Genomic DNA, 18,105 nt, shown 5'->3' on the forward strand with positions numbered 1-18,105 from the left:
GACCCCGCACGCCGTCAGGCGGTTGTTTCGGTTGTCGTCGCTTACTTCGCGCCGAAGGTGAGGACCAGCTGCGGAGTACCCTCCGCCGCCGTGGCCTCGGAGGACCAGATCCACAGCGGGTCGGTGCCCGTGCTCGTCAGGCCCAGGCCGTAACTGGTGCCCAGCGCCGCGGAGACCGTGGCGGTGTCCAGCTCCACGTTGTGCACCGCGGAGCCCTCCGGCACGCCCGCGATGCTGCCGAGCGGGGTGGTGCCGAGGGTGGGCTTGGTGTTGAAGGTGGTACCCGTGCCGGTCCAGTTACCGGTGATCGGGAGCACCTTCACGGTGTCGGCGGTGCCGGAGTTCGCCTGCGTGCTGGTCTTGATCTGCAGCGAGGCGGACTTCAGGACCTGGCCGGCCGGAGCGGCCGGCAGGTTGAAGCGCATGTACGTCTCGTACAGCGAGCCGCTGCCGCGCACCGCGAGCGAGGTGGACGTGCCGTTGTTGGCGCTCGGGGCACCCTGATTGATGTAGGTGTCCTCGGTCGTCTTGACCGCGGAGACCGTGTCGGTGGGCGCCTTGGCCAGGTCGAAGTGGTTCTTGACCTGGGCCTGGGAGAGCGCCGAGGGGTAGACGGCGGTCTCGTCGAGCTGACCCGCGAAGAAGTTGCTCGTCGGGCGGGTCGGCCAGTTGGCGAGGTTGTCGCCACCGACGTGCCAGTAGCCCGCGATGTTGCTGTTGCTCGTGGCGTTCAGGGAGCCCTTGTTCTGGCCGTCGACGTACAGCGTGATGCCGCCGGGGCCCTGGGTGCCGACCACGTGGTGCCACTTGTTGTCGTTGTACGTCTCGAACAGGCCCGTGGAGACGGTGCGGGTCGAGCCGTTGTAGACACCGAAGACCAGGCGACCGGTGTTGGTCATGTAGATCTGGCGGTCGTACGTGCCGCTGTTGCGCGCGGTGTTGTTGCCGAAGCCGATGAGCTTGCCGCCGCGCGTGGTGTTCGTCTTGAACCAGGTCTCGACGGTGAACGCGTTGCCGACCGTCTGACGGCGGTCGCTGTACACCTGCTGGCTGGTCCCGTTGAAGCCCATCGCCGTGCTGCCGGAGACGGCGCCGGGCGACTGCTTCAGGGCGGGGGCGTTGAGCTGGACACCGCTGCGGTTGCCGGACACCGAGGAGTCGGCGACGTAGGGGCTGACCGCGTCGTCGTAGCGCCAGTAGAGGTCGGCGCCGTCGGTACGGACCTGGTTCGGGTAGGACTGGACCGAGGTCGGGACGGTCACCGAGGCGACGGCCGACAGGGCGCTGGTGTTGCCGGCGGCGTCGGTCGCGGTCACCCGGTAGGTGTAGCTCTGGCCGGCCTTGACCGTGGCGTCGTTCCAGGAGGCCTGGGGGCGCTCCCACTCCAGCGAGCTGGCGGTGACGGTGGCGGCCGGGGTGGCGGAGCCGTTGCGGTAGATGCGGTACGTCAGCTTGCTGTCGTCCGCGTCGTAGCTGGTGCGCCAGCGGACCTGGACCTCGCCGGGCTTGACGCTGGAGGCGCTGGCCACCGGGGTGGTCGGGGCGCCGACGTCACCGGTGGAGGCGAAGCGGGTCAGGCCCCACTGCGGCTTGCCGTTGATGAGGGTGAACTCACCGCCGACCCACATGTACTTGACGTCGTTCTTCTCGGCCACGGCCATGACGCGCGGGCCGATGCCCTCGGTGCCGTCCATGCCGTCGTTGGCCGTGGGGTGCCAGCCCAGCTTGCCGGGGCCGCGCACGAAGCCGTCCACGGGCGCGGGGGCGGCGCCTTCGTGGTTGGTCGGCTGGGCCAGCAGGAAGTTGCGCTTGCCGTCGGGGAACTCCAGCTCGGTGGAGCAGTCGTGCCCGTGCGAGGAGCTGTAGAGCACTCCCTCGTACGGCAGGACGAACTGGGTGGCGCCGAGGCAGCGGTCGCGCCACTTCTCGGTGAAGTCGCTCAGGCGCAGGCCGATGCGGCCGTCGAAGACGCCGCCGCCGGAGCCCTCGTGACCCGTGTAGAAGCCGGTGTCGTCGGTGGAGATGTCCTTGACGACCGAGTTCGACGGGATGTTGCTGTACGTCTTGGTGACCGCGCCCGTGGTGGCGTTGACCACGGCGAGGGCGTGGCTGTTGGAGCCGTTGACGGTGAAGAAGTCGCCGCCGAGGAGCACGTTCTTGCCGTCGGGGGTGACCTCGACGGCGCGGCCCGGCTCGTCGACGTTGGCGACGAAGGGCTTCAGCGCACCGGAGGAGGCGTCCACGGCGGCGAACCGCTCGCGGGTCTGGCCCTCGACGGTGCCGAAGTCGCCACCCGCGTACAGGGTGTCGTCGGTGACGGCGAGCGCGCGCACGGTGGCGGGGAAGCTCGGGTGGAACGATGCCTTGGGGGTGCAGCTCGCGATGTCGATCGCGGCGAGGCTGGAGACCGGGGTGCCGTTGACGGCGCCGAAGGACCCGCCCGCGTAGAGGGTCTTCTTGTCCTTCGAGACGACCAGCGTGCGCACGGTCGCGGTGCCTTCGCCGATGGTGAAGGCCAGCTTGCAGGAGGTGGGATTGCCGGTCGCGGCGTCGAGCGCCACGAAGTTCACGGCATTCTGCTCCGCGCCGGCCACGCCCTCGGGCGGGCGGACGGCCGAGAAGGTACCGCCGGCGAAGACGGTTCCGTTGGCCTGGGCCATCGCCCAGACGACGCCGTTCGTCTGCCAGGTCGGCAGTTCGTCGGCGGTGAATGCCACCGGCGCCGTGATGGCGGACGCCTGAGGCATCAGCACCAGGCCTATGCCGGTGCCCGCACCGGCCAGTGACAGGACGAGGGCGGCAGTCAGCCCTCTGGATCTACGCATGAGCCCCCCAGGGCAATTGCCCGGTTTGATGGCTGGAACTATCCGAACAGCCATATGTACTGGCGCAGACTAGGGCTCACGTGAAGGCCCGGTCACCTCTCTTGACCCATTGCATACCAACTTGGAATCAACAGGTTCAGCCTGGAGGGTGCACAAGGGACATACGGCAGGTTTACCCCGGCCATACCCCTGCAGAGCTGCAGAGCATGGCCGGAACACGGCGAACCGTAGGGGAAATATAAGGCCTCAGCGGTCGATGCGGACGGTCACGCCCGCCAGTTGGTCCTCGACCTGACGGATATCGGCGTCGACCATGATCTGCGCCAGTTCCGCCACGAGGACCGTCGGCTTCCAGCCAAGCAGGTCGTGGGCCTTGGACGCATCGCCGATGAGCGCGTCGACCTCGCTGGGGCGCTCGTACTTGGGGTCGTAGCGCACGTGGTCGGTCCAGTCGAGACCGGCGTGCGTGAAGGAGGACTCGACGAACTCGCGGACGGTCGCGGCCACCCCGGTGGCGACGACGTAGTCGGTGGGCTCGTCCTGCTGGAGCATCCGCCACATGGCGTCCACGTACTCGGGGGCGTAGCCCCAGTCGCGCACCGCGTCGAGGTTGCCGAGGTAGAGGTGGTCCTGGAGACCGGCCTTGATGCGGGCCACCGCGCGGGTGATCTTGCGGGTCACGAAGGTCTCGCCGCGGCGCGGGGACTCGTGGTTGAAGAGGATCCCGTTGACGGCGAACATGTCGTACGCCTCGCGGTAGTTCACCGTGGTCCAGTACGCGAAGACCTTCGCGGCGCCGTACGGGCTGCGCGGGTGGAACGGCGTGGCCTCGTTCTGCGGGGGCGGGGTGGCGCCGAACATCTCGGAGGACGAGGCCTGGTAGATGCGGGTGTCGACACCGCTGGCCCGGATGGCCTCCAGCAGCCGCAGCGCGCCGAGGCCGGTCACGTCGCCCGTGTAGAGCGGGGCGTCGAAGGAGACGCGGACGTGGGACTGGGCGCCGAGGTTGTAGACCTCGTCGGGGCGTATGTCGCGCAGCAGGTTCACGAGGGCGACGCCGTCGGAGAGGTCGGCGTGGTGCAGGACGAAGGACCGGTTGGCGGTCTGCGGGTCCTGGTAGATGTGGTCGACCCGCTCCGTGTTGAAGCTGGAGGACCGCCGCACGAGACCGTGCACCGTGTAGCCCTTGGAGAGCAGGAGCTCGGCGAGGTACGAGCCGTCCTGTCCGGTGACTCCGGTGATCAGTGCGGTCTTGCCCATGGGGTCCCCTTGCTGGTGGTTTCTGTCGGTCGTGGTGAGGCTGTGCCTCGGGGTGGGTGCGGAGCGGGCCGTCAGGCGTCGCACCGGGCGGCCCGGCCGCGGCCCGGGGGCCGGATTGCGTTACCGTACACGGCCGCCCCCGGGCCGCCCCTGCGGGGCGGACGCCGTCTCGTGGTCCTGACGCCGCCCGGCACGCCCCCGGTTCCGGGGCCGGCCGAGATCCCGGACGGACCGACGGCCGGGCCCGGGCAGCGGGGCGCAACCGGGCGCGAACTGTCGCCCTGGACCGTGAGGTCCGCCGCGCGGCCGGGGCCGCATAGGTGGCGCGGGCTCGGGCCGGTGGTCCCCTGCGCCCCCCGCGGGAGCGGACTGGCATCATCGGCTGTATGACAAGTTCGCTGCCGCTCCTGCCCCCGAACGCCCGCGTCTTCGTCGCGGGTCACCGCGGCCTCGTGGGGTCCGCGGTCGCCCGGCGGCTCACCGCCGACGGCCACGAGGTGCTCACCCGGGGCCGCGCCGACCTCGACCTGCGCGACGCCGCCGCGACCGCCGCGTACCTGAAGGACGTCCGCCCGGACGCCGTGGTGCTGGCCGCCGCCAAGGTCGGCGGGATCATGGCCAACAGCACGTACCCGGTGCAGTTCCTGGAGGAGAACCTGCAGATCCAGCTCAGCGTGATCGGCGGCGCGCACGCCGCCGGCGTGGGCCGGCTGCTGTTCCTGGGATCGTCCTGCATCTACCCGAAGCTGGCCCCGCAGCCGATCCGCGAGGACGCCCTGCTGACCGGCCCGCTGGAGCCGACCAACGAGGCCTACGCCCTCGCGAAGATCGCCGGGATCGTCCAGGTCCAGTCGTACCGCAAGCAGTACGGGGCCTCGTACATCTCGGCCATGCCGACCAATCTCTACGGCCCGGGCGACAACTTCGACCTGGAGACCTCCCACGTCCTGCCGGCCCTCGTCCGGCGCTTCCACGAGGCCGCCGTCGAGGGCCGTGACGAGGTCACGCTGTGGGGCTCGGGCACCCCCCGCCGGGAGTTCCTGCACGTGGACGATCTGGCCGCGGCCTGCGCCGTGTTGCTGAACAGCTACGACGGCGACGAGCCCGTCAACATCGGCTGCGGCGAGGACCTGACCATCAAGGAACTGGCCGAGACGGTCGCCGAGGTGACCGGCTTCCGCGGCCGGCTCGCCTGGGACACGTCCAAGCCGGACGGGACCCCGCGCAAGCTGCTGGACGTGAGCCGCCTGACGTCGCTCGGCTGGAAGCCCGCCGTCCCGCTGCGGGACGGCATCGCCGCCACGTACAAGTGGTGGCGCGAGCAGAGCTGATCGCACAGGCGGCCCAGGTCCCTCAGTACGCTCCGCGACCGTCTACGACGGCGCGGAGCGTGCGGCCCATCACGTCGACATCACTGGTGAAGGACCAGTTGTCGACGTACTGGAGGTCGAGCTGGATGGTTTCGTCCCAGGACAGGTCGGACCGTCCGCTGATCTGCCACAGTCCCGTCATCCCGGGCCGTACGGTGAGCCGGCGCAGCTCGACCTCGTCGTACTTCGCCACTTCCTCCGGAAGCGGCGGACGGGGGCCGACCAGCGACATGTTGCCGGTCAGTACGTTGATCAGCTGCGGCAGCTCGTCCAGCGAGGTACGGCGCAGCAGCCGGCCCACCCGGGTCACCCGGGGGTCGCGGCGCATCTTGAACATCAGGCCGTCGTTCTCGTTCGACCCGGACAGGTCGGCCTTCAGGGCGTCGGCGTCCACGACCATCGTGCGGAACTTCCACATGACGAACGGGACTCCGCCGCGGCCGATCCGCCGCTGCCGGTAGAAGGCCGGGCCGCGCGAGCCGAGTCGGATGGCCAGGACGATCCCCAGGAGGACCGGGGAGAGCAGCAACAGTCCGGCCGCGGCTCCGACCCGGTCGAGGGCGGACTTGAGCAGGGTCTGCACCCCGCGGCTGACGGGCGGCGCCACCCGCAGCACGGCGAGCCCGCCCGCGGACAGGGTCTCCAGCCGCTTGACGGATACCTCCACCAGGCCCGGGAAGACGGCGAGTTCCAGCCCGGCGTCGTGCAGGGCCCAGGCGATCCGGCGCAGCCGCTCCCCCGTGATCCGCACGCCGGGGGCCACCAGCACCAGGTCTGCGTGGTGGCTGGCGACGGCGCCGAGCACGGCCGCGGAGTCGCCGTTCGGGACCTCGGAAGCGCATCCGTCGAGCCGCGCCGCCACGGGCACCCCGCTGGCGAGCGGTCCGGCACCGACCGGGACCACGCCGACGACGACGTACGGGTGGTCGGTGCGGGCGGCGAGGTGTGCGATGACGTCCTCGGCCGCGTCGGGCTCGCCGACGACCAGGACCCGGCTGACGGCCTGGGCCTCGCGTCGGGCGGCGGAGAGGTGCCGGTAGGTCAGTTTGTGGACGGCGACGGTGATGAGCAGAGCGGGCAGCAGGGCCCCGAGAGCGGACAGCCGGGGGGTGGCCTCTTCGGTCACCACACGCGCCACGGCCAGAACGCCGATCAGAATCAGCCAGTCATGTACGACGGGCAGCACACCGCGGGACTCCCCGAGTGTCCGGGTCGCGTAGCGGCGGCGCAGCGCCTGCACCCCGGTCCACGCCACGGCGGCGGCCAGGGCGCAGTAGACGGGCCGGACCTGCTGCGCGGCATCGAAGACGAGTCCTACCGGGATCGCGGCGCCGAGGAAGTCGGCGGCGATTGCGGCCGGGCGGTACCAACGGGCCTTGTCCCCGAGGCGCCGTGCGGGCGCAAGGGACTCCCTGGCCGCTCTGGCCACTCTTTGCGCAGGAATATGAACATGCCTCATGGGCCCCCCTGGCACGTGGTCTATGACAGTGGCGGGTGCCCATCGCTTCCCCTGGCAACGAACATCTGCCGCACCGGGAAACAGTACGACAAACACCCGTACGGTAAATGCCGTTTGGGTCAACGCAGCCTCTTGTTGCGCAAGTGTTAGCAACCGGTATCTGGCGTTCCGGATGCCGGGCGACCCAGGGGACTTACGGAGGTAAATGGTCCGGATACCGGATACGCATCTTCGGACAACGGACCGTTTCCGGCCAACCTTTTGACGCGGCCCTGACATCTGTCGCTGCGAGTGGCAATCTTCGACCGTTCATCGCACCAGCCCTGTTCTGCCCGGAGGCCCACCCAGCCATCCGGAACCCCCCTTGCAGAAGGAGTCTGCGTTGAGGTCCACCCCCCAGAGGCGTGCCACCGCTGCCGGCGCGCTCGTTGCCGCGGCAGCCCTGCTCGCCGTAGGTATGCAGACCGGCACCGCGACCGCCGACGCCACCGCGTCGCAGGCCTCCAAGGCCGCCCAGCCCAACCCGGGCGCGGCCAACCGCGCACTCAGTGCCTCGGAGCGTGCGACGCTCCTGGCTGATGCCAACTCGACCACCGTGCAGGCCGCCAAGGCGCTCGGCCTCGGCAGTGGCGAGAAGCTCGTCGTCCGCGACGTGGTCCAGGATGCGGACGGCACCACGCACACCACCTACGAGCGCACCTACGACGGACTCCCCGTCCTCGGTGGTGACCTCACCGTCCACGCCAAGGACGGCGTCACCAAGAGCGTGACCAAGGCGACCAACCACGAGATCAAGGTCGCCGACACCAGCGCCACCGTGACGCCGGCGGCCGCCGAGAGCCAGGCCGTCTCCGCCGCGAGCGCCGAGGGTTCCAAGGAGGCCAAGCCCTCCAAGAACGCCCGCAAGGTGATCTGGGCGGCCGAGGGCGCGCCGGTCCTCGCGTTCGAGACCGTCGTCGGCGGCCTCCAGCACGACGGCACGCCGAACGAGCTCCACGTGGTGACCAACGCCAAGACCGGTGCCAAGATCACCGAATGGCAGGCCATCGAGACCGGCACCGGCAACACGATGTACAGCGGCCAGGTGACCCTCGGGACCACCCAGTCGGGCAGCACCTGGAACCTGACCGACGCCGCGCGCGGCAGCCACAAGACGTACAACCTCAACCGTGGCACCGGCTCCGGCACCGGCACGCTGTTCTCCGGCCCCGACGACATCTGGGGCAACGGTCAGCCGTCCAACCTGGAGACGGCCGGCGGTGACGCCCACTACGGCGCCGCGGTCACGTGGGACTACTACAAGAACGTGCACGGCCGCAACGGCCTGCGCAACGACGGCGTGGCCCCGTACAGCCGGGTCCACTACGGCAACGCCTACGTCAACGCGTTCTGGAGCGACTCCTGCTTCTGCATGACGTACGGCGACGGTGAGGGCAACAACAAGCCGCTCACCTCCACCGACGTGGCCGCGCACGAGATGACCCACGGTCTGACCTCGGTCACCGGCAACATGACCTACAGCGGTGAGCCCGGCGGTCTGAACGAGGCGACCTCCGACATCATGGCGGCGGCCGTCGAGTTCTACGCCAACAACCCGCAGGACGTCGGCGACTACCTGGTCGGCGAGAAGATCGACATCAACGGCGACGGCACCCCGCTGCGCTACATGGACAAGCCCAGCAAGGACGGCGCGTCCAAGGACAGCTGGTACTCGGGCCTCGGCGGCATCGACGTCCACTACTCCTCGGGCCCGGCCAACCACTGGTACTACCTGGCCTCCGAGGGCTCGGGCGCCAAGGTCGTCAACGGCGTGAGCTACAACTCTCCGACCGCGGACGGCCTGCCCGTCACCGCGATCGGCCGTGACGCCGCCTCGAAGATCTGGTTCCGCGCGCTGACGGTGGGCTACTTCAAGTCGAACACCAACTACGCCGACGCCCGCGTCCAGACCCTGAAGGCCGCCGCCGACCTCTACGGCCAGGGCTCGGCCATCTACAACAACGTCGCCAACGCGTGGGCCGGCGTCGCCGTCGGATCCCGCATCTCCAACGGCGTCACGGTCAGCCCGATCGCCAACCAGAGCACCGTCACGGGCAGCGCCGTGAGCCTGCAGGTCCAGGCCACGAGCACGAACCCGGGTGCGCTGAGCTACGCGGCGACCGGCCTGCCGGCCGGCCTGTCGATCAACTCCTCCAACGGCCTGATCTCGGGCACGGCCTCCACCGCGGGCACGTCCAACGTGACCGTCACGGTGACCGACTCGCAGAACCAGACCGGTACCGCGGCGTTCACCTGGACGGTCGGCACCACGCAGCCGAGCGTCTTCGAGAACACCACGGACTACCAGATCGCGGACAACTCGACCGTAGAGTCCCCGATCAACGTGACGCGCTCGGGCAACGCCCCCAGCACGCTCAAGGTGGACGTGAACATCGTCCACACCTACGTCGGTGACCTCAAGGTCGACCTGGTCGCCCCTGACGGCTCCGTCTACAACCTGCGCAACCGCACCGGCGGCAGCGCGGACAACATCGTCCAGTCCTTCACCGTGAACGCCTCCTCCGAGGTCGCGAACGGCACCTGGAAGCTGCGTGTCGCGGACCTCGCGAGCCTCGACACCGGCTACATCAACAGCTGGAAGCTCACCTTCTGACCCCACCGGGGCAGCGTGAACGACAGCTGAGCAGATAGACCACGGGGCCGCCCGGGAGGAATCCTCCCCGGGCGGCCCTGTTCCATGGGCCCGGCTCCGCCGGTACGTGCGCTACCCGTGTCAGCCCAGGGCGCGGAAGAGGGCGGTGAGGAAGTCTTCCTCCTCCTCTTCCCCGTCGCCCTGGTTCTGGCTCTGGTCGGTCTGGTCGGTCTGGTCGGTCTGGTCGTCGCGCGACTGGTCGTCCCGGCCCGGCCAGGTGCCGTTGCCACCGTTGCCGCCGTTGCCACCGTTGGTTCCGGTCTGGCCCTCGGCGGCCTCGTCGTCCCGCGGCCGGTCGTCCCGGCCCGGCCCGGTGCCGTTCCCGCCGTTGCCACCGTTCCCGCCGTTGTCGCCCCGGCCCGGGTCCTCCTCGTCCACCGGCTTGAAGTAGACGGAGACGACCTCCACCCGCTTCGCCCTCTCCCCCGGCTTCAGCACCTTCTCCGCCTCGCCGTTGCAGCTGCGGTTGTCGAAGAGGACCGCCAGCGACTCCGTCTCGTTGCGCACCTCGATGGCGGGCTCGTCGCGGGAGGTGCGCGTCAGCAGGTAGCAGGTGTCGTTGTCGGCGGGCCGGATCTGGCCTCTTCTCTCGGAGCCGGCCGCGTCCAGGTACTGGTAGTGCAGCGTGCCGAGGGCGCGTTCGCCGTGGTCGTCGGCCACCGACGGTCCGGCGGTGGGCAGGGCGAGCGCGAGAGCGCCGACGAACACGGCGGCGGTCGAGCGAAGACGCATGGGGGGAGTCCGTTCCTCGGGTTCCGCGGATACCGGTCCGGTGGCATCCTCGGGCAGCGTAGGAGCGGAGGAGGCCGCTGAATCGTTTCGGCATGCCCGGTACGTTCGAAGGTTCACCCGTGAGGTCCCCGCCGTACGGCCCTCCGCACCGTCTCCCTGCGTACGGTCTGCCTGCGTACGGCCTCAGTTCCGTACGGCCGGTGCCCCCGCCGGGTCCTCGGCCCCGGTGGACTGCGTACGGGGCCGCGGGAGGGGAGCCGCGGCGGCCGGCGTCCCGCCGCGGAGCAGGAGGAAGACCGCCAGCGCACCGGCCAGCCCCATCGCGGCCGAGACCAGGAACGTCTCGCGCAGACCGCTCGCGAAGGCGGCCTCCACCAGCCCCGTCAGTGCCTCGCGGGCCGCGCCCGCCGGGGCTTCGGCGAGCACCTGCCCGGCGCCGCCGGAGGCCAGCGGCTCCGCCAGCCCCCGGCCGCCGTCACCGAGCCCGGAACGCAGCCCCGCGTGGAAGACCGCGCCGAGCAGGGCGATGCCGAGGGCGGTGCCCAGCTGGCGCGCGGTGTTCAGGGCGCCGCCCGCCATGCCCGCCCGGGCCGGGGCCACGGCCCCCATCGCGGTGGCGGCCAGCGCCGGGGTCGCGGCGCCCACCCCCACGCCGGTCACGAGCAGCCCGGGCACGAGCGCGGTCCAGCCGTCCCCGGCGTCGAGCATCCAGGCCTGGAGCAGCGCGCCGAGGCCGATCAGCAGCAGTCCGCCGCCGATGGTCAGCCGGGGCGGGACCGCGTGCAGCAGCCGTCCGGCCACCGCGGCGACGACGAAGCCGGCCGCGCTGAGCGGCAGCAGCACCAGGCCCGCGCCGACCGGGCTCATCCCCTCGGCGGACTGCAGCCAGAGGGAGACGTACATGAGGTACGAGAACGCGGCCCCGGACAGCAGCAGTCCGGCGGCCATGACGGCGACGAAGGTCCGGCTGCGGAAGAGCGAGAGGTCCAGCATCGGGCGGGTGCTGCGCAGTTCGACGAGGACGAAGGCGGCGAAGGCGGCCACGCCCAGGCCGAGCAGGCCGAGGGTGGTGGGCGAGGCCCAGCCGTTCTCGCCGACGCGGATCACCGCGTAGGTGACGGCCGCGGCGCCCGCGGTGAAGGTGGCCATGCCGGGCAGGTCGAGGCGCCCGGCGTGCGGGTTGCGGGACTCGGCCACCGACTTGAGGGTGACGTACACGGCCAGCGCGCTGACGGGCAGGTTGATGAAGAAGATCCAGCGCCAGCCGAAGTTCTCGGTGAGCAGCCCGCCGATGATCGGCCCGGCCGCGGCGGCGGCGCCGTTGACCGCGCCCCAGACGCCGAAGGCCACCCCGCGGTCGCGCCCCTGGTAGGACGCGCTGAGCAGGGCCATGGTGGTGGCGAACATGGCGGCCCCGCCGATGCCCTGGACGGCGCGGAAGGCGATCAGCTCGGCCGGGCCGGTGGCCAGTCCGCAGGCGAGCGAGGCGGCGGCGAAGAGCCCGAGCCCGACGAGGTAGACGCGGCGGCGGCCGATCCGGTCGGCGAGCGAGCCCGCTCCCAGCAGCAGGGCGGCCAGGGCGAGGGCGTAGACGTCCATCACCCACTGGAGGCCGGCGAATCCGGTCTGCATGTCGGCAGACATGTCGGGCAGGGCGACGGTCACGATCGTGACGTCGACCAGGAGCATGAAAGCCCCGAGGCAGACGGCCGTCAGGGGCAGCCATTTGCGCATGGGAGTTCTCCTCGGGTTGCGGAGGGGCGGGGTCGCGGGCGGGTCCGCGGTGACCCCAAGGTCCCACCGCCCACCTCCTTTCCCCCATCCAGCGGCCCACTCCTGCCGGATTTCCCTCATCAGTGCCCCTGCCATGATGGAAACCATGAACGAGACGCAGCTGGACGCACTCGACCAGTCCCTGGTGCACGCCCTCGTGATCGACGGCCGGGCCTCCTTCAGCCGGCTCGCCGAGGTGCTGGAGGTCTCCGACCAGACCGTCGTACGCCGCTACCGGCGGCTGCGGACCGCCGGTCTGGTCCGGGTGGTCGGGCTGCCGCAGGGCAGCCGCGTCGGCCTGTTCGAGTCCTGGCTGCGGGTGCAGTGCGCCCCCGACGCGGCGCTCCCGGTGGCCGAGGCGCTCGCCCGCCGCCCGGACATCGCGTGGGTGACCCTGAACTCGGGCGGCACGGAGGTCCACTGCATGACCCGGGCCCGTACCCGCAGGGACCGGGACACCCTGCTGCTGGAGAAGCTGCCGCGCACCCGCCGGGTGACCGGCATCAGCGCCCACACCATCCTGCGGAAGTTCTTCGGCGGGCCCGACTCGTGGGCGGGCGTGGACGTGCTGCGCCCGGATCAGATCGCGGCCCTGGAACGGCCCGCGGCCCCGCCCGGGCCGGACCGGTACGCCCTGGACGAGACGGAGTTCGCGCTGCTCGCGGTGCTGGGCCGCGACGGCCGCGCCGGGTATCCGGAACTGGCCCGCGCCACCGGGCTGTCGGAGTCGACCGCCCGCCGGAAGGTGGAACGGCTGCGCGATCTCGGGGCGCTCTTCTTCGACGTGGAGTTCGTCCCCTCGCTCTTCGGCTACGAGGCCGAGGCGACGATGGTGCTGACCGTCCCGCCGGCCCGGCTCGCGGAGGTGGGGGCCGCGCTGGCGAGCCACCGCGAGGTGCCGTTCGCGGCGGCCGTGACCGGGGCGGCCTCCCTGATGGCGGTGGTCGTGTGCCGGGACACCGACGCGCTCTACACGTACCTGACCGAGCGGATCGGCGCGGTGGACGGCGTGGGGCAGGTGGAGGTGATCCCGGCCCTGCGCAGCGTCAAACGGGCCGGGATGCTCGTGGAGGGCGAGCGGCTGGTGGATCCGCCGCCCGCCCCCTGAACCGGTACCGCCACGGTGCCTACCGCAGCAGTACGCCGCCTCCCGCATCGGTCTCCACCGGGGCCGCGACCAGGCCCAGTTCCGCCGGGGTCGCCAGCAGCGGGTGCGCCGGCAGGATGCGCACCGTGTAGCCGAAGGGTCCCGTACGGTCGAGGGCGAGCGGGCCCTCGTACACCCAGCGGCCCTCCAGGTCGGGCCCCGCGGCCGGCTTGAGCGGGAAGCTGCGCCCGTCCCGGATCACGTCCTGCGGGTCCACCCGGCCGGCGAAGGCCTGTACCTCGACGTCCTCGGGGGTGAGGGTGTCCAGCGCCACCTGCACGCGCAGGGTGAGGGTGGCACCCAGTTCGGCGGTGCCCCCCACCGGAGCCGACGCGAGCGTCTCCACGTGCTCGACGGAGAGCCGCGGCCAGGCCGCCCGGACCCGCCCCTTCCACCAGGCGAGGTCACGCGCCGCCCCGGCGTCCAGGGCCCGGTGGGCGAGCGCGGCCGGGGTGTACAGCCGCTCCACGTACTCCCGGACCATCCGCCCGGCGAGCACCTTCGGCCCCAGCGAGACGAGCGTGCGCCGGACCATCTCGATCCACCGCACCGGGAGCCCGCTGCGGCCGGCCCGGTCGTAGAACCGGGGCGCGACCCGGTTCTCGATCAGCTCGTAGAGGGCGCTCGCCTCCAGGTGGTCGCGCCGGTCCTCGTCCGCGCCCAGCCCGTCGGCGGTCGGGATGGCCCAGCCGAAGTCCGGCTCGAACCACTCGTCCCACCAGCCGTCCAGCACGGACAGGTTCAGGCAGCCGTTCAGGGCGGCCTTCATCCCGCTCGTGCCGCAGGCCTCCAGGGGCCGCAGCGGATTGTTCAGCCAGACGTCGCAGCCCGGGTAGAGCTTCTGAGCCATCGCCATGCCGTAGTCGGGCAGGAAGACGATCCGGTGCCGTACGCGCGGGTCGTCCGCGAAGCGGACCAGTTCCTGCACGAGCCGCTTCCCGCCGTCGTCGGCCGGGTGCGCCTTGCCCGCCACCACGATCTGCACCGGCCGCTCCGGGTCCAGCAGCAGCCTGCGCAGCCGGTCCGGGTCGCGCAGCATCAGCGTCAGCCGCTTGTACGAGGGCACGCGCCGGGCGAAGCCGATGGTCAGCACGTCGGGGTCGAGTACGGAGTCGACCCAGCCCAGTTCTGCCGCTGCGGCCCCGCGCTGGCGCCACGAGGCGCGCAGCCGGTCCCGTACCTCCTGCACCAGTTGCTCGCGCAGGACCCGGCGCAGGTCCCAGACGTCCTGGTCCGGGATCTCGGCGACCGCGTCCCAGCGCGGGGATCCGCCGACCGACAGGGCGTCCTCGGTACGGCCCGGGCCGATCTGGCGGGCGCCGAGCCGGACCACCTCGGGGGCCACCCAGGTGGGGGCGTGCACCCCGTTGGTCACGGAGGTGATGGGCACGTCGGCCGGGTCGAAGCCGGGCCACAGCCCGGCGAACATCTCCCGGCTGACCGCGCCGTGCAGGGTGGACACCCCGTTGGCCCGCTGGGCCAGGCGCAGGCCCATGACGGCCATGTTGAACACGCCGGGGTCGCCGCCGGGATAGGTCTCGGCGCCCAGTTCCAGGATCCGCTCGACCGGGACGCCGGGCAGTTCCCCGCCGTCCCCGAAGTGCCGGGCGACCAGGGCCCGCTCGAAGCGGTCGATCCCGGCCGGGACGGGGGTGTGCGTGGTGAACACGGTCCCGGCGCGCACGGCTTCGACGGCGCCGTCGAAGCCGAGGCCCTGCTCCCGCTCCAGTTCCCTTATGCGTTCGAGCCCGAGGAAGCCGGCGTGCCCCTCGTTGGTGTGGAAGACCTCGGGATCGGGATGGCCGGTGATCCGGCAGTACGCGCGCACCGCGCGCACGCCGCCGATGCCGAGCAGCATCTCCTGGAGCAGCCGGTGGTCGCTGCCGCCGCCGTAGAGCCGGTCGGTCACCTCGCGGGCCGCGGCGTCGTTGTCCTCGACGTCGGAGTCCAGGAGCAGCAGCGGCACCCGGCCGACGCGGGCCTGCCAGATGTGGGCCTGCAGGGTGCGTCCGCCGGGCAGGGTCAGCGAGACGCGGGCGGGGGTGCCGTCGTCCTGGCGGAGCAGGCCGAGCGGGAGTTCGTTGGGGTCGAGGACGGGATAGTGCTCCTGCTGCCAGCCGTCGCGGGAGAGCGACTGGCGGAAGTAGCCGTGGCGGTAGAGCAGGCCCACCCCGATGAGCGGGACGCCGAGGTCGCTGGCGGCCTTGAGGTGGTCCCCGGCGAGGATGCCGAGGCCGCCGGAGTACTGCGGCAGGGCGGCGGTGATGCCGAATTCGGGGGAGAAATAGGCGATGGCGGCGGGCAGTTCCGCGCCGTTCTCCTGGCTCTGGTACCACCTCCCGCCGTTCACGTAGTCGTCGAGGTCGGCCGCGGCGACGGCGAGCCGGCGCAGGAACCGGCGGTCCGCGGCCAGTTCGGCGAGCCGGGCCGCGGAGACGGCGCCGAGCAGCCGGACGGGATCGCCGCCGGCGGCCTGCCAGCCCTCGGGGTCGACGGATTGGAAGAGTTCACGGGTCTCGGAATGCCACGACCAGCGCAGATTGCGCGCGAGCTCGGTGAGCTGCAGCAGGGGCTCCGGGAGGACGGGGCGCACGGTGAATCGACGGATAGCCTTCACGTGTTCCACCTTCGCAGGGGATTACGGATCGGAGCGGCCGCACCACGCTGTGCACCCGCGCATCACCCCGGGAAGGCTAGCGGCGCCCACGGGTTCCGGCCATGGGACCTCGGGCGGGGCTCACCGGCCGCTGCGGGCCCGGTCCTCCTCCAACAGGTCGTCCAGATAGGGCCGCAGCACGTCCGGCAGGGCGGCGCGGTCCATCGTGCGCAGCAGGGCGAACGCCGGTTCCGCCAGGAAGCGGCCCAGTGCGAGCAGGGCGTGCAGGTGGGCCTCCAGCGCGTCGTGGTCCTGCTCCCGCACCGCGGCCCGGGCCAGCGCGCCGCACAGGTAGCGGCCCACCTCGGGCGCCCAGGAGTCCGGCCGGTCGGCGATGGCATCGGCGGCGGAGCACCGGGTCCGGGGGTCGGGCGAGCGCAGCCGCGGTGCGCACTCCCGGGCCCGGGGCTCGGCTTCCAGGCGGTCCCACTCGGCCAGGTCCCGCGCGCCGGGTCCGGACAGCAGCACCCGGGCCGTGCAGCCGGGGTCCAGCCGGTCCACGGCCCTGCCGTAGACCTCGATCCGCTCCAGGACCACCCACGCCCCGCCCGGGGTGCACAGCCCGAGCCCGGAGTGCGGGGCTCCGCGCAGGCAGCGTACGGCGACCCGGGTCGCGTCGCCGACGGGTTCGGCGGGCCCGGAGATCTGCAGCCGGGCGGCACGGACGAGCAGCGCGGCCAGGGCCGGGGAGTCGGCGCACCGGCCGGCGAGGCGGACCAGCGCGGCGTCGCCGAGGGCCGGTTCGACGGCGGGCAGCGCGTCGATCTGCGCCGCCAGGGCGGCCGGGTCGTCCTCGCGGCCGACGGCGTGGGCGAGGGCCTCGGCCAGGTACCGCTCCTGGTCCGGGCTCCAGGCGACGTCCAGCGCCCGGCGTGCGGCGGCCTCCCGCCGCCGGGGGTCGGCCGCACGCAGCTGTGCGCCGATCGATTCGTGCAGTGCCTCCGAGTCCATGTGGCATTGTCCCCCGTATGGATGACAGGTCGGGCGCGGCACGGGACAGCCTTGAGGGGCTGGTGCTCGGGGACGCCTTCGGGCAGAGCTGGTTCGTACGTGACGCCGGGGCCGGCGAGCGGTGGCTGGCCGCGCGCGAGCTGCGTCCGGGGCCGTGGAAGTGGACGGACGACGGGGCGATGGGGCTCGTCCTGCACGCGCACCTGGTCCGGTACGGGGAGGTGCGCCCGGCGGAACTGGCCGCGGCCTTCGCCGCCGAGTACGCGCGGGACGCGTACCGCCAGTACGGGGCCTCGATGCACGAGGTGCTGGAGCGGATCGGGGCCGGGGAGGACTGGCGGGCCGTCACCGGCGAGCAGTTCGGCGGCCAGGGCTCGTGGGGCAACGGGGCGGCGATGCGGGTGGCTCCGCTGGGGGCCTTCTTCCACGGGGACATGGACGCGGTGGTGGAGCAGGCGCGGCGTTCGGCGCTGGCCACGCACGCGCACCCGGAGGCCGTGGCCGGTGCGGTGGCGGTGGCGGTGGCGGCCGCGCTGGCGGCCGCGGGCCGGGGCGGGCCTGCGCCGCGGCGCCCGGATTTCCTGCGGGAGGTGGCCGGCCGGGTGCTGCCGGGACAGGTGCGGGACCTGCTGCTGACGGCGGCCGCGCTGCCGGCCGGTACGACCGTGCGGGAGGCCGCGGAGCGCCTCGGTTCGGGCTGGCGGATCTCGGCGCCGGACACCGTGCCGTTCGCGCTGTGGTGCGCCGCCGGGGAGCCGGACGACCTGGCCGAGGCGCTGTGGCGCACGGTGGAGGGCTGGGGTGACCGCGACACCACGTGCGCGATCGCCGGCGGTGTGGTGGCCGCCCGCGCGGGCCTGTCCGGCGTCCCGGCCGACTGGTGGTCCCGGGCGGAGCCGGCCCGGATCCCGGGCGGGACCGCGTAACGGCCCCCTGCGGACACCTCCTCGGGGCGTGGCGGCGGACGGGCCTCGGCGCTCTCCCCCGGTCCGGAACACCGGGTGCGGCCGGCGCACACGCCGCCCCTATCGGCACGGGCGGCGCGCTTCCGGGCGGCCGGACCGTGACCGTCGTCCTCGACCGCATCGTTCAAGAGCCCCGGATCACCGGTCACTCGCGCCTCTCGGCATGACGGGCCTTTGCCCCCGGCGCAGCCCTCGCCGGCCCTCCGCGCGGGGCGCTCGGGGCCCGTGGGACAGGTGGTTCCCGTCCCGTCCGCGCCGGGGCTTCGTCAAGTCGG

General features: G+C 72.2%; 11 protein-coding genes. 4 read left to right on the top strand and 7 right to left on the bottom strand.

Annotated features, from left to right (window positions below; translation table 11 throughout):
* Positions 1-41: 41 nt before the first annotated feature.
* A complete protein-coding gene (locus KO717_RS11510; RefSeq protein WP_301366386.1) occupies positions 42-2,825 on the bottom strand; it encodes a DNRLRE domain-containing protein in 2,784 nt (927 codons plus the stop codon).
* 246 nt (positions 2,826-3,071) lie between these two features.
* Positions 3,072-4,085, bottom strand: a complete 1,014-nt coding sequence (gene gmd / locus KO717_RS11515) for a GDP-mannose 4,6-dehydratase (protein WP_189742990.1) — start codon at positions 4,083-4,085, stop codon at positions 3,072-3,074.
* Between the two features lie 386 nt (positions 4,086-4,471).
* On the opposite strand from gmd, the gene KO717_RS11520 reads away from it, so the two are divergent.
* Entirely contained in the window at positions 4,472-5,416 is a 945-nt protein-coding gene (locus tag KO717_RS11520; RefSeq protein WP_301366387.1) for a GDP-L-fucose synthase family protein, read from the top strand.
* A gap of 22 nt (positions 5,417-5,438) precedes the next feature.
* Here the strand turns inward: KO717_RS11520 and KO717_RS11525 are convergent, their stop codons facing one another.
* A complete protein-coding gene (locus KO717_RS11525; RefSeq protein WP_301366388.1) occupies positions 5,439-6,914 on the bottom strand; it encodes a sugar transferase in 1,476 nt (491 codons plus the stop codon).
* Between the two features lie 382 nt (positions 6,915-7,296).
* Here KO717_RS11525 and KO717_RS11530 point away from each other — a divergent pair, with 382 nt between their 5' ends.
* Positions 7,297-9,567: a M4 family metallopeptidase gene (locus tag KO717_RS11530; RefSeq protein ID WP_301366389.1), complete on the top strand. Its 2,271-nt coding sequence runs from the start codon at positions 7,297-7,299 to the stop codon at positions 9,565-9,567.
* A 120-nt stretch (positions 9,568-9,687) separates the two neighbouring features.
* On the opposite strand, the gene KO717_RS11535 is transcribed toward KO717_RS11530, so the two are convergent.
* Complete coding sequence (locus KO717_RS11535; protein ID WP_301366390.1) at positions 9,688-10,338, bottom strand: hypothetical protein; 651 nt, start codon at positions 10,336-10,338, stop codon at positions 9,688-9,690.
* Between the two features lie 183 nt (positions 10,339-10,521).
* Positions 10,522-12,072 carry an MFS transporter gene (locus KO717_RS11540; protein ID WP_301366391.1) on the bottom strand — a complete coding sequence of 517 codons (1,551 nt, stop codon included), beginning with the start codon at positions 12,070-12,072 and terminating at the stop codon, positions 10,522-10,524.
* Positions 12,073-12,217: 145 nt separating this feature from the next.
* Between KO717_RS11540 and KO717_RS11545 the strand changes: the two genes are divergently transcribed.
* The gene (locus tag KO717_RS11545) at positions 12,218-13,219 is read left to right on the top strand and encodes an Lrp/AsnC family transcriptional regulator (protein WP_229876342.1); all 1,002 of its coding nucleotides are present in this window, start codon (positions 12,218-12,220) and stop codon (positions 13,217-13,219) included.
* A gap of 19 nt (positions 13,220-13,238) precedes the next feature.
* Here KO717_RS11545 and glgP read toward each other — a convergent pair whose 3' ends face one another.
* Both glgP and KO717_RS11555 read right to left on the bottom strand, forming a co-directional pair.
* On the bottom strand, positions 13,239-15,875 hold the full coding sequence (gene glgP, locus KO717_RS11550; RefSeq protein WP_301366392.1) for an alpha-glucan family phosphorylase: 2,637 nt from the start codon (positions 15,873-15,875) through the stop codon (positions 13,239-13,241).
* Positions 15,876-15,995: 120 nt separating this feature from the next.
* Positions 15,996-16,865 (bottom strand): hypothetical protein, encoded by an 870-nt coding sequence (locus KO717_RS11555; RefSeq protein WP_301366393.1) that lies wholly within the window; start codon positions 16,863-16,865, stop codon positions 15,996-15,998.
* A 17-nt stretch (positions 16,866-16,882) separates the two neighbouring features.
* Here KO717_RS11555 and KO717_RS11560 point away from each other — a divergent pair, with 17 nt between their 5' ends.
* Entirely contained in the window at positions 16,883-17,791 is a 909-nt protein-coding gene (locus tag KO717_RS11560; RefSeq protein ID WP_301366394.1) for an ADP-ribosylglycohydrolase family protein, read from the top strand.
* Positions 17,792-18,105 lie beyond the last annotated feature (314 nt).

The organism is Streptomyces xanthophaeus (genome assembly GCF_030440515.1).
GTDB lineage: Bacteria > Actinomycetota > Actinomycetes > Streptomycetales > Streptomycetaceae > Streptomyces > Streptomyces kutzneri.